A 14,233-nucleotide genomic window follows, 5' to 3' on the forward strand; every position below is an offset into this window, starting at 1 on the left:
AAGCTTTCTAACTGTTCTGAAAAATATCTAAGCGATTAGCTCCACTTAAAAAATTGTAGAGGCAACAAGGATGCAAAAGGATACGCTAACACCAGCTCTTCCCAAAGAAGTGCTCCATGAGTTGATTCAAGCCAATGGCTTTTTTCCCAATAATCCGCGTTATCCCTTATTGATTTACAAACAAACGTTTGCCACAAATCAATCACCACAAGCTATTCAGGATTTGTTACTGAGAAATCATTGGGGTAAATCATGGGTTGATTCGATTTATGACTATCATCATTATCACAGTACCACACATGAAGTATTAGTTATGATAGAAGGAGAGGGTACAGTCCAATTTGGAGGAGATAAAGGCAAAATTTATGAGGTGAAACAGGGGGATGTCGTGATCATTCCCGCGGGTGTGGCGCATAAGAGCCTGAGTTTATCCAGGGGCTTTAAATGCATTGGCGCTTATCCATGGGATGTTGATTTTGATATGAATTATGGAACAGCAGAAGAGCATCCGCATGTTAATGAGCAGATTAAAAACGCTGGGTTACCCCAAAGTGATCCGGTGTTTGGCGTGCAAGGGTTATTATTTGATTATTGGAAATAGAACTCTAAAAACAGCAGGATAATTGTTCTTATTTTCCAATTTATTTTTAGCGATTAAGCCCTATATTTATAGGTAAGAGCTCAATAATTTTATTAAATTATTGGCATTTCATGGAGTTTGCTTATGTCTGTAGCTTCAATAAGAAAAGTTTATAATATCTACGCTTCGTTCTATAATTTCCTGTTTGGTTCCATTTTTAACCCGGGTCGTTCTTTATGTACTGAGATAGTCAATAAAGGGGCAAAGCAAAATGCTACTGTACTGGAAATTGGGATTGGTACTGGTTTATCTTTGCCGCTTTATCGTGGTGATTTGCAGATTACCGGAATCGATATTTCTGAAAAAATGTTGGAAAAGGCAGAAGAGCAGGTAGTAAAAAATAAGCTGGAAGAGCGGGTACAGTTAAAGGTTATGGATGCCGCCCATTTAGAGTTCCCAGATAACAGTTTTGATTTTATTGTTGCCATGTATGTGGCGTCTGTGGTTCCTGATGTACATGCTTTTCTTCAGGAGTTAACGCGTGTTGCCAAGCCTACAGCACAAATTATATTTGTGAACCATTTTGCTTCAGAACAGCCGGTAATTCGCTTTTTTGAAAAAACATTTGCACGAATTAATGAACTCGTAGGTTTTAAATCCGATTTTTCTGTGCATTCGATTCTTGATTACAAAGCATTAAAATTGTTGGATTCTCGAAAGACCAATCTATTTGGTTATTGGAAATTATTGCATTGTCGAATTGAGAAAGATGGGATATCTCCATCATAAAATAGAGCTCTTGTATAACCTGCGCCTTTTACTTTATTGCTGCGTTTGCAAGCGTTTCTCCGATGCTCATTTACTTCATGTAAACTCCGCCTCTCGAAACGTTTGTGCTGTGCACTAAAGCAAAATTCACAGCTTATATAAGTTATATAAGAACTCTAATGAAAGGAATTAGTTTTTATTCGCTTTTGTTTCTGACTCGAGGAATGTGCGTAGCACTTGTGCCATTTGTCCTTGATGACGTTCGATAGCATACCATCCCGGGCATTGAGTTAAGCGAAAAAAACTTAAGCAATATTTAATGGGACTTAAGCGTTTTGCTAATGCAAAAGCATCCAGCAATCGCTCTTGCGATTCAAAAGCATTCCAGTAACGCAAATAAGTATCTCGTAATATAGTGTAAATTTCATTTTGCCCTTTTATTTGATGGGTGCGCGTCATGTTCATCAAAAAAGAAATTAGAGAAAAAAAAGGATGGGAAATAACACTTTCACCCCAATCAATGATCGTGAGATGTTGCGCCTGATATACTATATTATTCTCATGAAAATCACTGTGCTCAATTGTTTCAGGAATAGAGTATTGCGCAAGATGCTGGCAAATCTCAGTAACCCTGGGATGCAAAGAAATAAGGTGTTGTAATTCACTTGAGGTTAAACCGTCATGGTTTAAAAATTCAGATTCATGGAATAATTTTAAATAGAGATCAGGCAGATTCGCCAAACGCCAATCAGGGACATCAAGTGCCAACAGAGAATCAATTTGGCTTATAAGGCCTGTTTGGATCTGCACATAAGATTTAAGCGCCTCTTTGGCCAAATCAACTTGATAATTGATTGCAAAAATTTCTCTAAGTGGCGTTCCTCTACCGCGCATTAGAAAACAGTGTAAATTGGAATTATGACTGAGCACTTCCGGTACTAATGAGGGAAAAAAACTCCGTAGGTAGTGTAATAAATTAGGCTCAATCGCAAATGATTTGGGTATTTGTTTTAAATACAAGTAGCCTTTTGTCGTGGTTATTTGATACACCTTGGCCCAAGCTGAACTCTGTATGAGCCTGAATGGCTCCTGGGTGGAATACCCCTGTTGATTTAGATAGTTTTGCGCCCAGAGACACACTGAATTATTTTCTGCATTCATAGAGAATGGTTTCATCCTGTTTATCTGGAGATGCTGACCTATCAAATGCTTTAACCAGGCGAATTTCTCTAAAGCCGGTTTCACGAAGCAAATCGAGTAAAAGAGCAGGATTGTCATAAAGACGAATTTTATATTCCTCAACTTCAGTTTTTATGAGCTGATTTGCTTTAATTAACTCATATTTACCAATGGAATAACACATGGTTTCTTCAAGCATGGCCAACTGGCTCAATAAAATCATTTGTCCATCGGCACGGTACCAACGTGAACCACGCCAAACGCCTAATTCTTTAGGGACAGCATTTAGGGTTTCGGTTTCAAATACAAAAATACCATCGTCTTTTAAATGATGATAAATCATTTTTAATGCGTGTTTCACCTCAGCCAAGTCAATGATTAGGCCAAACGAACCACTAGGAATAAAGATTAATCCATAGTACTTTGCCTGGCTGAGCGCCTCAAGATACCCATGCCAGACTAAAGGAGTTACCTGTTGTGCTTTTGCTTTGGCATGCAGTGCATCCAACATGGATTGACTGGCGTCAAATCCCTCGATGGCAAATCCCTCTTTTAGCAAGGGAAGAAGAAAACGTCCCGTACCACACATGGGTTCTAAAATAGGGCCTTCTGTTTCTTTTGCATAACTCAAATAAAAATTCCAGGCATCTGCTGGCGGAAGTGGTTTGCTCAGATCGTAGACTTGAGTACATAAACTTAAATAAGTATCCAGAGATTTATTGGCCATAGATACAACCTCTTTAGAATAAAAATGGATAATTTTATCCGCTGTTTTTCTCTTTTTTTATTGATATTATCTGTTATGGAGGATCAATACCAATATGTTTTGTACCTTTATACTGAGATGCAATAAATGAACTCAATACCCATGCATATCCGCTTAATGAAGCAAGAGGACATCGGCTTAATCGTGCAGCAATTTGCAGCGTATAATTGGCCAAAACCCAGAATCACTTTTACCAATTACTTGCAGGAACAGGAACATCAAGAGCGGCTAATTTGGGTCGCTTTTTATGAAACGAATTTTGCAGGGTATATTACCTTGAAATGGCAATCATCCTATCCATCATTTAGCCAGCAAAAAATTCCTGAAATTATGGATTTGAATGTCTTACCTCCTTATCGGAATAAAGGAATTGCTACGGCCCTTCTTGACTGTGCGGAAGCCGAAGCATTTAAAAAACATCCTGTACTTGGAATTGGTGTAGGGCTGTATGCAGATTATGGTCAGGCCCAGAGACTTTATGTGCAACGGGGTTATATTCCCGATGGTTTGGGAATCACCTATGCTTATAACCTCGTTGCGCCAGGTTCTATGGTTTGTGTGGATGATGATTTAATTTTGTGGTTTACAAAGCGTTCTTCTTAAGAGGAGGTATTGTGTCGCAAAAAACATTAGTTTTTTTAACTGGGGTTTTATCGGATCATAGCGTATGGTCTTATCAAACAAATCATTTGCAAGACCTCGTACAATGCCAGACTATTCCACTCATCCATGGAAATTCTACTGAAGAGTTACTTCAAAGTGTTTTAAACAAGGTTGAAGGTACATTTTTCCTGGCAGGCCATTCTATGGGGGGATGGTTGGCATTAGAGCTTGCGAGAAAAGTTCCCGAACGCATTGCGAAATTATGTTTAGTAAATACTTCCGCCCAACAAGACTCTGAGGAAAAACATCAGAAAAGAATAGAAATGATACAGGAAGTGGAGCAGGGAAATTTTCAGGTTGTTGCCGAAATGCTTACAGATCTTTACGTATACGATGATCGTGTCAAGAAAGAAGTGCTTTCCATGCTCTTAAATGTTGGCCAACAGACATTTCTCACTCAACAAAAAATTCTATTAGCTCGCGATGAATGCCTTTCTTTTCTTCCCTCACTGGCAATGCCTACTTTAATTATTCATGCGCGCGAAGATAAAATTTTTTCTCTGGCGGTTCATGAAGAGTTGGCAGACAAAATCCCCAATTCCAAGTTAGCCATTATCGAAGATTCCGGCCATATGTCACCTATGGAGTCGCCGCAAGCGGTAACTGCATTATTACGATTTTGGCTTGATTATTTTTGATGGGTTACATTTTTACTACCTTGGCGCCGAACTGCCCTGATTTTCTGTGCTGTTATGCTCACATACTGCATGTATGCTGCACTTCGGAGCACAGAAAATCAGGCTATTTTGACTCAAACTAGCGAAATGGACATAGACTCTAATCTTCATAATCATTTAAGTCAAAAGCTTCTTGCAGGTTTTCCAGCTGTTCTTCAACGATGGTCAATTTTTCAAAGCTGGCAATATGGAATAAAGCCTGTCCTGAATGCACCAGCGGCAACATATTTTCACCAATAATAATTCCGGAAAGCGGTGATTTTAATTTGTATTCTTCCGTGCTGGTCGGATTGGCTATGACTGCAATTACTTGTCCCTTAGTGACCCGGTTCCCTGATTTTTTAATGTGTCTTAAGATGCCGCTTATGGGGGCTCTTATCCAATAACTGTTTCTGGAAATAGTAGGAGTACATTTTTTTACTCCGTATCCACCCAGTTTAATCATGCCTAATGCCCCCATTACACTCAAAATACCATTAATCCCCGTTCTGATTGATAGTTCATCAAAACGCAAAGACTCGCCTCCTTCATAAACTAAAATGGGGATACCTTGTTCATTGGCATATTCTCGCATTGAGCCATCTCTAAAAGTCGAGTGCAGGATCACTGGAACATTAAAAGCACGGGCTAAGTCTTCGATGCCTGGCATATCAAGATTTACCCTGATCTGAGGTAAATTAAAACGATGGTTTGAGCCGGTGTGCAGGTCAATCGCATGGGTTGATTGAGATAAAATTTGCTTGCTAATAATTTCTGCAAGGATGGATGCTAGTGATCCATTCGAACTGCCAGGAAATGATCGGTTTAAGTCCTTGCGATCCATTAAATATCGTTCCTGATACAAAAAACCGTATACATTAACAATGGGAATTGCAATGACATTTCCAGTGATATTTTTTAGTCCCTTTTTTTTCAAAAAGCGTCTGATGATCTCAACACCATTGATTTCATCGCCATGAATGGCTGCGGTAATACATAATGTGGGCCCTTCTTCCAAGCCGCTAATCACATGAATTGGCAAACTAATAGGTGTCCAATCATATAATTTGGGCATAGGTAATAAAACAGTTTTGCGTTCTCCTGGTTTGATTTCCACGTCACCAATTACAACGGGCGCCTTGCTACTCATTCTTACTATTTCCTTAAATAAGGTTATATAACAAGTGTAGCTTGAATTGAGACAGATATAATAAAAACCCCTATATGATACTCATTTCTTGCAATTTATTGGAGTACACGAATCCTCTTCTCTTTAATTGATAAAAGTATTCGGTAAAATGTGGATTAAGAGTTACCTATACTTGCTGAGTGAGTACTATGAGTCTTTTTTTAGAAACAAAAAATTTAATTATTAATACCCCTACATTGGCAGATTTTAATAATTTATACGCCTTACAATCTGATGCTGAGGTAATGAAATATATTGGCCAAGGAGTACGCACCCAAGCTGAGGTAATGACGGGTTTAGAGAAAGCGATTACACACTATGAAAAACATCATTTTAGTCTAGGCTGTGTATTTGAAAAAGAGAGCGGAATATTTGTTGGTCGAGCAGGGCTAATTTATCTTGCTTATGATGACAGTCAACCAGATATTGAGGTGGGTTATGCGTTGACTAAAACATCCTGGAATAAAGGTTACGGTATGGAGCTTGCAAAAGCACTTATTCATTGGGGATTTGCGCACTTACCGGTTAAAAAACTGGTTGGCATTGTTCATCCGGACAATGAGCGTTCTCGTAAAGTATTGGAAAAAGTCCAAATGAATTATGTAGGTCGTACGCATTACTGGAATAATGAAGTAGCAATGTACGAAATTCATAAGTCCTTTATTGATTACAACAACATTAAACTGATTCCGGCGACTTTAGAAGATTATCCTGCGATTCAAAATCTAGGCAGGTTTTATGTATATGACATGAGTGAATATCTTGGTAACCAAGAAGGCTGGGAAATTCCAGAGGATGGTTTGTATGAGTGCATCGATTTTAAAAAATATTGGCAGGATAAAAACTCGTTCCCATTTGTAGTCCGTTATGAAAAGGAACTGGCTGGTTTTGTCATCGTGGATAAAAAAGGAAGTGAGCCTGAAATTGACTTTAATATGGCGCAATTTTTTGTGGTACGAAAATTCAAAAATAAAGGGATTGGCCAATATATCGCAGGACAATGTTTTAAGAAATTTCCTGGCACATGGGAGGTAATGGTTATACCGGGCAATGAGGGGGCATATCGATTCTGGCGGGCAACGATGAAACATTATAATGGAAATAACTTTACTGAATATACTCGTGAAATTGCGCATTTAAACAACAGCAAGAAAAATGTCTTTAGATTTAATAGCCAAATTTAATTTATGTTTTGTGCAGGAGATTATTTAAATGAAAAAACTAAAGCAAAACATAACCAATATATATGGGGCAAAGGGAGAACATTGGCTTGCTAATTTGCCAGTTACTATTGCAACGCTTACAGACTATTGGAACTTAAGCGAGGTAATCCCTGTTCTCAATATGACGTTCAATTATGTTGCCAAAGCAATTTTAGATGGTGAGCAGCCTGTCGTTTTAAAAATTAGCTATGACAAAAAAAGTATTGAAAATGAAAAACAGGCTTTGATGAATCTTAACTCTCAAGGCTCGATTAAGCTTATTGATTATAATAGTAAATATAATGCGTTATTAGTACAACAAGCGATTCCTGGTATTACGCTTAAGTCTTTATATCCTGCTCAAATCGATTATGTGATGGACTGTTACGTGCAGACCATGCAAAAGCTTCATAATAAGCATCTACCTAAAAAACAGAATGATTACCATATTGCTGATTGGCTAAAAGCACTTGATACGCCTACATCGAAACAAATCCCTGCATTTATATTAAATAGAGCGATTGATTTGAGAAATAAATTGCTCTCTTCACTGAAGTCACTCGTTTTCCTGCATGGTGATTTGCATCATGACAACATCCTGAAGCATGGTAACGCCTGGTTAGCTATTGATCCTAAAGGTGTAGTTGGTGAGGCAGAATTTGAAATTGCAGCCTTTGATTTTATGTACATTACGGAGCTTGCGACTACGGTTAATGTAAAAAAAATATTTGCGCACCGAATTGACTTACTGGCGCAAAAATCAAATCTTGACGCTCAACGAATCAAGGATTGGGTGTTTGTGCGCTTAGTTTTGATGGCAGCCTGGCTAATTGAAGATAACGACGACCCAAGCTGGGCTATAAAACTGGCTACGCTCTTGTTGGACGATGAGGCTGTAGCCTGATTATCGCAATACCCCTCGGCAAGCAAAAATTGACTTTTTTGGTCATTATGTTTAAAATTTGCTCTTTTGTTCGACTTAATCATTGTTGAATCAAAAAATAAATAGGAAGGATACAATTGCTTAGAATAGTGCTATTTGAAGAGTAAAATCTGCCTTGTTGCATTAAAACTATCAAAAATGAAACGTGTTCTCTTTGGTATTAAAGAAAATTCAATTTGCTAATGCTCTAAGCTGTTGTGCCTACAGAATTTGATCATCACTGTGTTCTATAAATCAGGGTGAAACTTAGTAAAAACTACTTCCTAAGTTTTTAAGAAATACACTCTCAAAATAGAATATGCAAAATACAAATTAAGGTTAGGACCAATGTTTTTAAAGACACTATTTAGACCTATAGCCAAAGAAGCTTCTGTAATTAAAGAAGTTTATGCTGAACATAGACCAAACTGGCTTGTAGGGACTTATACTGGAGATAGATGGCGCCATCAAAGCATGGGAAAAACATTGGAATGGGTCACTGATTTACAAAAATCGATGGAATTACAAAATCAGGCACAAACGAACTTAAATCAATGGGAACAAAAAAAATCTTCTTCACCAAAGTCAGTTGAAGTAGTGAATCAAGATTGGGGGCTTGCAACATTCGAAGCAACCAAAAAACATGGTGTGGCTTATTCTGTGCTCAATATGGCAAACCCAGTTTTCCCGGGAGGTGCTGTCTTGGAAGGAGGGAGCGCCCAAGAAGAAAATATGTGGCATCGAAGCACTTGTGTCCAATCTTTATTGGACAAAAGCGTTTATTTAGATAAAGCGTCTAAAACATTTCGCTACAATGAAACAGCAAGCAAGCTGCTGGAAGCCAAGATAAAAATGACTGATGAGGAACGTGCAATCTTAGAGGACCACTTCTATGAAGTCGACTCCCAGCCATATAAGGTATTATTTCACCGAGAACCCAGAGTATGCTTCCGAGGACCGGAAATAACATTTCCCACTGATTCTTATTACTTTACATCAGTCGGTCATATTGCAGACAGTGCACTGAGTTATTCTTTTCTTCCAAAATCTGATATTTTTCCATTTTATGAATTAAGAGCAGCCGCCCCGGAGCTTCCCTCTACACCTCATGGATTAACAGATGAAGCACTAGGACACTACAAAGCAGAGTTGCGTCGACGTATCGCAGCTCAACTGGATACCTTAATTATTGAAGGACGACGCAATGTCGTTTTAGGTGCTTGGGGTTGTGGTGAATTTAATAATGATCCGGTAATCGTTGCAAAAATATACAGAGAAGAAATTGAAAAACGAGCTTCTTTCTTTGACCATATTATGTTCCCCATACTGAACACCCGTTCATATGATAACTATGCAATATTTAATCAACACCTTCATGGTATGAAACTTGGAAGTGCAAGTCCGATTCTTATACCTTTGTTGACTCACATTTAAAATGATTCATGGCGTACCAAAAACAGTCTGGCCGGCTCACTGTTAATTCCGTGAATGGAGAAAAAAGCCTGTTTGTAAGCAAATAGGCTATACTTCTTATAAAAACAGTTATATATCAATGTTAAAAATATGATACATGATTGTTTTATTTTGGTCTGAATGTTAGATTATTGTCCTTTTTGATATGATGATCCAATGTTTTTGAATAATCCTGAATGAGTGCTGTCGAATTAATAAATTATACCGATTTGGTTAGGAAGCGACAGCAATTATTTTGCATGGGACAAAAGGATGAAAGAGACACCCGTATTAATACCGAGTTAAAACAGTCCCAGCATGAATTTTTCATGTTGGAGCTTTGGGGACTTTTTAGTTTTGTTGTTTCAATCAGTATCATTCAAAGCAACCAATTTTCTATAAAGAAAAATCGTAAGTAGAGAACTTATCGAGCAGATTAAAAATAAAGAATAATAGTCAGCTAACTGATATATCGCACCTCCTAAAACTGGTCCAACAGCCAAACCAATTGCGGAAGCATTAAGAACACCATAACAACTACCCATCACATGAGGTGGTGTAATTTTAGCAAGAAACACATCATTTAATGGGAAAAAAATAACTTCGCCTAGGGATATAATCAGCATGGATCCATCCAGTGAAAAGCTATTTTGGGCAAAGCAGAATCCCAGGAAACCTAGTGCTAATAATGATAACCCAGTAGATGCAAGCAACATATAATTGACTCTTCTGAGAAGAGGTCCAATAAAAATCTGCAGCAAAACGCAGGCTATTGCATTGACGATTAGCATGTTACTGTACATCACTACCCCATCGTCAAATTGTCGCACAATATATTGCGCTAACGAAGAGGTTATTTGAGAATACAAACTGTAACAAATAAAACTAATCAGAAAGAGCCTTTTTAAAGAGGAGTTCGTTGCGATAAGTTGTAGTGTATCCGTGACGGAGGCGCTTGAGCCATAATAGTCTTTTGGGGGGCGCAGATTTTTCTTTTTTGACCAGAACATTAACAACAAAAAACCAGTAAAAAGATAACCGAATGCGATGAGATGAAACAGCTGTGTTGAGTGTTCAGCAGCATAACGTGCGCCAATTAATGGGCCTAAAGCTGCCGCTAAATTTAAAACGGCATAACGCAAACCAAAAGCAACATTTCTGTGTTGCTCATTGATGCTGGTGGCCAACAATGTTTTCGATGCAATATCAAAAATTGCTCGAAATACGCCAATGATGGTATTTAATACAATAAAACACATTAAGGATTGGTTTTGATAAAGAGCCTCATAGGCAATAGTCGATCCAAATAAAGTCATGATGAATATTTGCTGCGGAGGGTAACGATCCGATAGATGACCTATGAATAAGCTTGTCAGGCTGTGACTTAATTGTCCGGAAGCAATAATAACCCCGATAGAAATTGGTGATAGTGAAAAATGGTTCAAGTAAATTGCTAAAAAAGGTACGATCAAAAATTGCCCTAATTTCATGATAAAAAAAGCGATTATAAAGAGTGAAATGTTAAAAAATGTTCTACCTGATCGAGTTGTACTAAGGTACATAGATTCTAACATATTACTTCCCTAATCGAGGTGAACTTTTGTTGTTATTTGTACTTGTTCCATAGAGAAACGCACTGTAGAAATAGCTTCATCAAGATTGCGTCCTGTTCCTAAAATATATCCTTGTCTGGATTGAGAAGAGCTTAGTTTCCCAAACTTCTGACCTTTTTTCAGGGTACAATGAATACGAACAATTCCTGGTAAATTGTTTGCCGACTCAAGTCCATTAATATCAAGAATCTCTTCAAATTCCCGCGCAAAAAATAAAACAGCAGCGGCATTTTCTTTTTTATTTCTTGTTTTTTGAGTTAATCCCAATAAATGGAGCACTGTTTCAGAAATGACATCCACACCTGTGGTTAATTCGGTCAACTCCCAAATCTGATCACCTCCCATTCGGGTTTGTGATTCGATAATTTTAATTTCACCCTGATGCACTTTAATTTCAGTATGAGCTGGACCATTTTGGTGCTGAATAATATCTAAAAAACGAAGAATGATTTGCTGTATTTTTTGTTGTATTTCTAGGGTTAGGCGAGCAGGAGAATAATGACCCAATTCAATAAAATGGGGAAATTCAGTTGTAAGCTTTTCAGTAATGGCAATGATTTGATGTTGCCCATCCAAACTTAAGGATTCCACACTGTATTCTTCGCCTAAAAGATACTCTTCTGCAATAAATTCTTGGCTGCCATGTGTTACCGCCCAATTCCAGGCATTAGGAATGCTCTCAAGAGAACTTACATAGCAAACTCCCTGACTTCCTGCCCCATGAATTGGTTTTAGGATAAAAGGGGCATTTATTTGTTTATAAAAGGCAGCTACGTCTTCTAAAGAGGTACAGCGTTGATAGGCAATAGAGTCAAGCTGATGCTTAAGTAAACTACGCATTTTAAATTTATCCCGTGTATGTTCTACTGGAAATACGGCATTGCCTTTAATGTTCAATTGCTCAGCGATTAATGCAGCAGGATATAAACCAAACTCGGTAAAAGAAACAACCGCTTTAAAATGATGTACTTGATGTAAGTGTTTCGCTATTCGCCTTAGTTTTGCAAGATTCTCATAAGTATCAATGAATATAATGTTTTCATCCAAATACCTGGTTAAAGGATCGAGTTGCGACTGAATCAGCACATAGCGGATATCCATTGTCTTAAGTTTTTGTAACGTATGTTCTCGTGCCCCAATAATCAATAAACAAGGCGATGGGTTTATATCATATGCTTCCATGTTGGATGTTCCTTAAAAATTGTTAATTCTTGGGTAATTTCTGCAACCGATTTATTGAGATAATAAGTGCTCAATGAAGAAAATTCTTTTCCAGAAGGTAAACGGCCAAGCCATTCAAGTGGCGTTAACTTATCCTGAATGAAGTTGGTTCCCCATGCGTTTAAATCATTGCTTAGTAGCTCCTGAAGGAGTTCGTGCTCTTCTAGTATATCGGGATTTAATAGCGTGCAAAATATTTTTTGGATTAAAGGAAAATAAGCAATTTGCCTTGTTCCACCCAAGACCCGAATTTGAGGCATGAGGCATAAAACAAGAAAGCTTAAAAAAATATTAGGGATAAGTAACCCATCAATAAGTGCTGTTCGAATTGATTGATGGTCTAATGGTATTTTTAATTGTTTGCTTAGATTGGTTGTCTTTTCTTTAAGAACATGATTCTCAATGGTTAATGCACGTATTTTATTGTCTCTGACGCCCCAGAAAAACTCTGTGCCTTGTTTTAAGAAGATATGACTCTTTTCATGCATCATTGAGGCGATTGAATGGTTCAATTTAGTGCGTTTCTCAGGGGAAAAAATAAGCTGATAAATAATTCCCTCAGGCTTATGTAAATGTTCTGCAACTAAAAGTGAGGTGAAATAATCGTTCATGATTAATGGCTGGATTTCTTGGTCTTGAGTACACTGGGCCAGTAAACGTTGATTCGATAAAGTGAATGCAGAAATAAACCCTTCATATTCTTTAAAATCAATTGATGTCAGTAATTTGTCTAGTCCTTTTTGTTCAAAATAATTTGATTGACTCAAACATTGGGTGAAATTATCCCTACAATAAGTCAATCGAGGGTAGGGGGAACACACACTCAATTTAGACATCTGTTTAGGTGTTAAAGCAAATAAATTAATTACCTCATGTTTTAGGTTAAGCCATCCCGGACCTTGTTTTTTACTCCATTGTAGCGTTCGTGTCACGCTATTTAAGAGAAACATATGGTTTAGCCGATGGATTTTGCTTCCCATCCAACTCATCAAGATGGCATTAAAATCAACCTCATTGGTGTACAACTGACAATGGGGTCCAGTTTGTAAAATGGGATAGCGGTCAAATTCAGAAAAAGCACATTCAAAATTAATAGGTTGTGACCCAAAGAAAAGTTTCAATGCTGAATAGAATTTCGCTCTAGATTGACGCGCAATTGGACTTACACAAGAAATAGGTTTTTGCCACACTTGGTTTATATAGGAGGACAGAGTCTCGTCCCAATTTGTTTTTAAATCGCTTATAACGCTAGGGCAAATGGTTTCCATTGCTCTTGCAATGGGAAGTAAATCGAGTTTTTTCATCCCAATTAACCCCAGATATTTTGAGCAACGTGATAAAAGGGATCAAACACTTTATCGAACTGCATTTGAGTATAGTCCTGGAGTTTTTTATAGAGGATATGGAGTTCTGCACAAGCAATAATAAATTGGTGCTCTGGAAATTGGCTCATAAACTCTAAAAAATCATTCAGTAGCTGCGCGTCTACGTGATTGTCTTTCACTGCTTTAATCAACGAATTCAGTTGTGTTTGCACCTCATTCTCAACAAAAGTAATTTGCTGTGCTGCCTTTGTCCAAAGTGAATGGCTCTCAAAAACCTGTCCTTCTTTGGCGGAAGAGGCGCAAAGGACAATAAATTGAGTGTTTTGTGCCAGTACATGCTCCAAAACCGGTGTTACCAGGGAGCAAATTTTAGTCTGGTGTTCAGGCAATAATTGGGGGAGCAATGTATGGGCAGTAAAGCAACAAATAACAATGCAATCCACGTCTTGCTGAACTAGATTATCTGTATTTTTTTCGAGCTTTGCTAAGAGCTCCATTTTACTTTGATTAATAGACATCAGCGTTGTGGATTGAGTCTGCAAGGGCTCTGAGTATAAATACACATAAGGAGGATGGTATTTTTCTTTTAAAGTACTCTCATTTAGATAGGCTGCATAAAGAGTTTCAACAAATGATGCAGAAGCTAAAGGCCCCATTCCACCGATAATACCTACTTTGATTGTTTTTTTATTCATTC

Annotated in this window: 14 protein-coding genes; 7 read left to right on the forward strand and 7 right to left on the reverse strand. The window is 37.8% G+C overall.

Annotation, left to right across the window (positions count from 1 at the left end; genetic code table 11):
- Nucleotides 1-70: 70 nt before the first annotated feature.
- On the forward strand, nucleotides 71-601 hold the full coding sequence (locus A8O27_RS11010; RefSeq protein WP_058459625.1) for a cupin domain-containing protein: 531 nt from the start codon (nucleotides 71-73) through the stop codon (nucleotides 599-601).
- A 123-nt stretch (nucleotides 602-724) separates the two neighbouring features.
- Entirely contained in the window at nucleotides 725-1,369 is a 645-nt protein-coding gene (gene pmtA / locus A8O27_RS11015; protein ID WP_058459626.1) for a phospholipid N-methyltransferase PmtA, read from the forward strand.
- Nucleotides 1,370-1,537: 168 nt separating this feature from the next.
- Here the strand turns inward: pmtA and A8O27_RS11020 are convergent, their stop codons facing one another.
- Together A8O27_RS11020 and A8O27_RS11025 are read right to left on the reverse strand one after the other, a co-directional pair.
- A complete protein-coding gene (locus A8O27_RS11020; protein WP_058459627.1) occupies nucleotides 1,538-2,509 on the reverse strand; it encodes an aminoglycoside phosphotransferase family protein in 972 nt (323 codons plus the stop codon).
- Complete coding sequence (locus A8O27_RS11025; protein WP_058459628.1) at nucleotides 2,493-3,254, reverse strand: class I SAM-dependent methyltransferase; 762 nt, start codon at nucleotides 3,252-3,254, stop codon at nucleotides 2,493-2,495. The genes A8O27_RS11020 and A8O27_RS11025 overlap by 17 nt, the downstream gene beginning before the upstream one ends.
- 126 nt (nucleotides 3,255-3,380) lie before the next feature.
- Here A8O27_RS11025 and A8O27_RS11030 point away from each other — a divergent pair, with 126 nt between their 5' ends.
- Nucleotides 3,381-3,896, forward strand: a complete 516-nt coding sequence (locus A8O27_RS11030; RefSeq protein WP_058459629.1) for a GNAT family N-acetyltransferase — start codon at nucleotides 3,381-3,383, stop codon at nucleotides 3,894-3,896.
- Nucleotides 3,897-3,907: 11 nt separating this feature from the next.
- On the forward strand, nucleotides 3,908-4,594 hold the full coding sequence (locus A8O27_RS11035; RefSeq protein ID WP_058459630.1) for an alpha/beta fold hydrolase: 687 nt from the start codon (nucleotides 3,908-3,910) through the stop codon (nucleotides 4,592-4,594).
- Between the two features lie 139 nt (nucleotides 4,595-4,733).
- Here A8O27_RS11035 and A8O27_RS11040 read toward each other — a convergent pair whose 3' ends face one another.
- Nucleotides 4,734-5,762: a succinylglutamate desuccinylase/aspartoacylase family protein gene (locus tag A8O27_RS11040; RefSeq protein WP_058459631.1), complete on the reverse strand. Its 1,029-nt coding sequence runs from the start codon at nucleotides 5,760-5,762 to the stop codon at nucleotides 4,734-4,736.
- A 188-nt stretch (nucleotides 5,763-5,950) separates the two neighbouring features.
- Between A8O27_RS11040 and A8O27_RS11045 the strand changes: the two genes are divergently transcribed.
- The 3 genes from A8O27_RS11045 to A8O27_RS11055 all read left to right on the forward strand — a co-directional run bounded on the left by A8O27_RS11045 (nucleotide 5,951) and on the right by A8O27_RS11055 (nucleotide 9,359).
- The gene (locus A8O27_RS11045; protein WP_058459632.1) at nucleotides 5,951-6,985 is read left to right on the forward strand and encodes a GNAT family N-acetyltransferase; all 1,035 of its coding nucleotides are present in this window, start codon (nucleotides 5,951-5,953) and stop codon (nucleotides 6,983-6,985) included.
- 28 nt (nucleotides 6,986-7,013) lie between these two features.
- On the forward strand, nucleotides 7,014-7,907 hold the full coding sequence (locus A8O27_RS11050; protein ID WP_058459633.1) for an aminoglycoside phosphotransferase family protein: 894 nt from the start codon (nucleotides 7,014-7,016) through the stop codon (nucleotides 7,905-7,907).
- 366 nt (nucleotides 7,908-8,273) lie between these two features.
- Nucleotides 8,274-9,359, forward strand: coding sequence for a poly(ADP-ribose) glycohydrolase domain-containing protein (locus A8O27_RS11055; RefSeq protein ID WP_058459634.1), 1,086 nt, complete (start codon nucleotides 8,274-8,276; stop codon nucleotides 9,357-9,359).
- Between the two features lie 383 nt (nucleotides 9,360-9,742).
- On the opposite strand, the gene A8O27_RS11060 is transcribed toward A8O27_RS11055, so the two are convergent.
- Genes A8O27_RS11060 through A8O27_RS11075 form a run of 4 tightly spaced genes read right to left on the reverse strand, consistent with a single transcriptional unit; the run spans nucleotide 9,743 to nucleotide 14,231 of the window.
- Nucleotides 9,743-10,951 (reverse strand): MFS transporter, encoded by a 1,209-nt coding sequence (locus A8O27_RS11060; protein WP_058459635.1) that lies wholly within the window; start codon nucleotides 10,949-10,951, stop codon nucleotides 9,743-9,745.
- A gap of 9 nt (nucleotides 10,952-10,960) precedes the next feature.
- Nucleotides 10,961-12,172, reverse strand: coding sequence for an ATP-grasp domain-containing protein (locus A8O27_RS11065; protein ID WP_058459636.1), 1,212 nt, complete (start codon nucleotides 12,170-12,172; stop codon nucleotides 10,961-10,963).
- Nucleotides 12,154-13,515 carry a hypothetical protein gene (locus tag A8O27_RS11070; protein WP_058459637.1) on the reverse strand — a complete coding sequence of 454 codons (1,362 nt, stop codon included), beginning with the start codon at nucleotides 13,513-13,515 and terminating at the stop codon, nucleotides 12,154-12,156. Before A8O27_RS11070 ends, A8O27_RS11065 begins: the two co-directional genes overlap by 19 nt.
- Nucleotides 13,516-13,520: 5 nt before the next feature.
- Nucleotides 13,521-14,231 (reverse strand): aspartate/glutamate racemase family protein, encoded by a 711-nt coding sequence (locus tag A8O27_RS11075; RefSeq protein WP_058459638.1) that lies wholly within the window; start codon nucleotides 14,229-14,231, stop codon nucleotides 13,521-13,523.
- Between the last annotated feature and the right edge of the window lie 2 nt (nucleotides 14,232-14,233).

It is taken from the genome of Legionella bozemanae (assembly GCF_001648595.1).
Classification (GTDB): Bacteria; Pseudomonadota; Gammaproteobacteria; order Legionellales; family Legionellaceae; genus Legionella; species Legionella bozemanae.

Coding starts and splice junctions, on each gene's coding strand:
- A8O27_RS11075 (WP_058459638.1), bottom strand. CDS start 14,231: ATGAATAAAAAAACAATCAAAGTAGGTATTATCGGTGGAATGGGGCCT.
- A8O27_RS11030 (WP_058459629.1), top strand. CDS start 3,381: ATGAACTCAATACCCATGCATATCCGCTTAATGAAGCAAGAGGACATC.
- A8O27_RS11045 (WP_058459632.1), top strand. CDS start 5,951: ATGAGTCTTTTTTTAGAAACAAAAAATTTAATTATTAATACCCCTACA.
- A8O27_RS11060 (WP_058459635.1), bottom strand. CDS start 10,951: ATGTTAGAATCTATGTACCTTAGTACAACTCGATCAGGTAGAACATTT.
- A8O27_RS11065 (WP_058459636.1), bottom strand. CDS start 12,172: ATGGAAGCATATGATATAAACCCATCGCCTTGTTTATTGATTATTGGG.
- A8O27_RS11025 (WP_058459628.1), bottom strand. CDS start 3,254: ATGGCCAATAAATCTCTGGATACTTATTTAAGTTTATGTACTCAAGTC.
- A8O27_RS11020 (WP_058459627.1), bottom strand. CDS start 2,509: ATGAATGCAGAAAATAATTCAGTGTGTCTCTGGGCGCAAAACTATCTA.
- A8O27_RS11070 (WP_058459637.1), bottom strand. CDS start 13,515: ATGAAAAAACTCGATTTACTTCCCATTGCAAGAGCAATGGAAACCATT.
- A8O27_RS11010 (WP_058459625.1), top strand. CDS start 71: ATGCAAAAGGATACGCTAACACCAGCTCTTCCCAAAGAAGTGCTCCAT.
- A8O27_RS11050 (WP_058459633.1), top strand. CDS start 7,014: ATGAAAAAACTAAAGCAAAACATAACCAATATATATGGGGCAAAGGGA.
- A8O27_RS11055 (WP_058459634.1), top strand. CDS start 8,274: ATGTTTTTAAAGACACTATTTAGACCTATAGCCAAAGAAGCTTCTGTA.
- pmtA (WP_058459626.1), top strand. CDS start 725: ATGTCTGTAGCTTCAATAAGAAAAGTTTATAATATCTACGCTTCGTTC.
- A8O27_RS11040 (WP_058459631.1), bottom strand. CDS start 5,762: ATGAGTAGCAAGGCGCCCGTTGTAATTGGTGACGTGGAAATCAAACCA.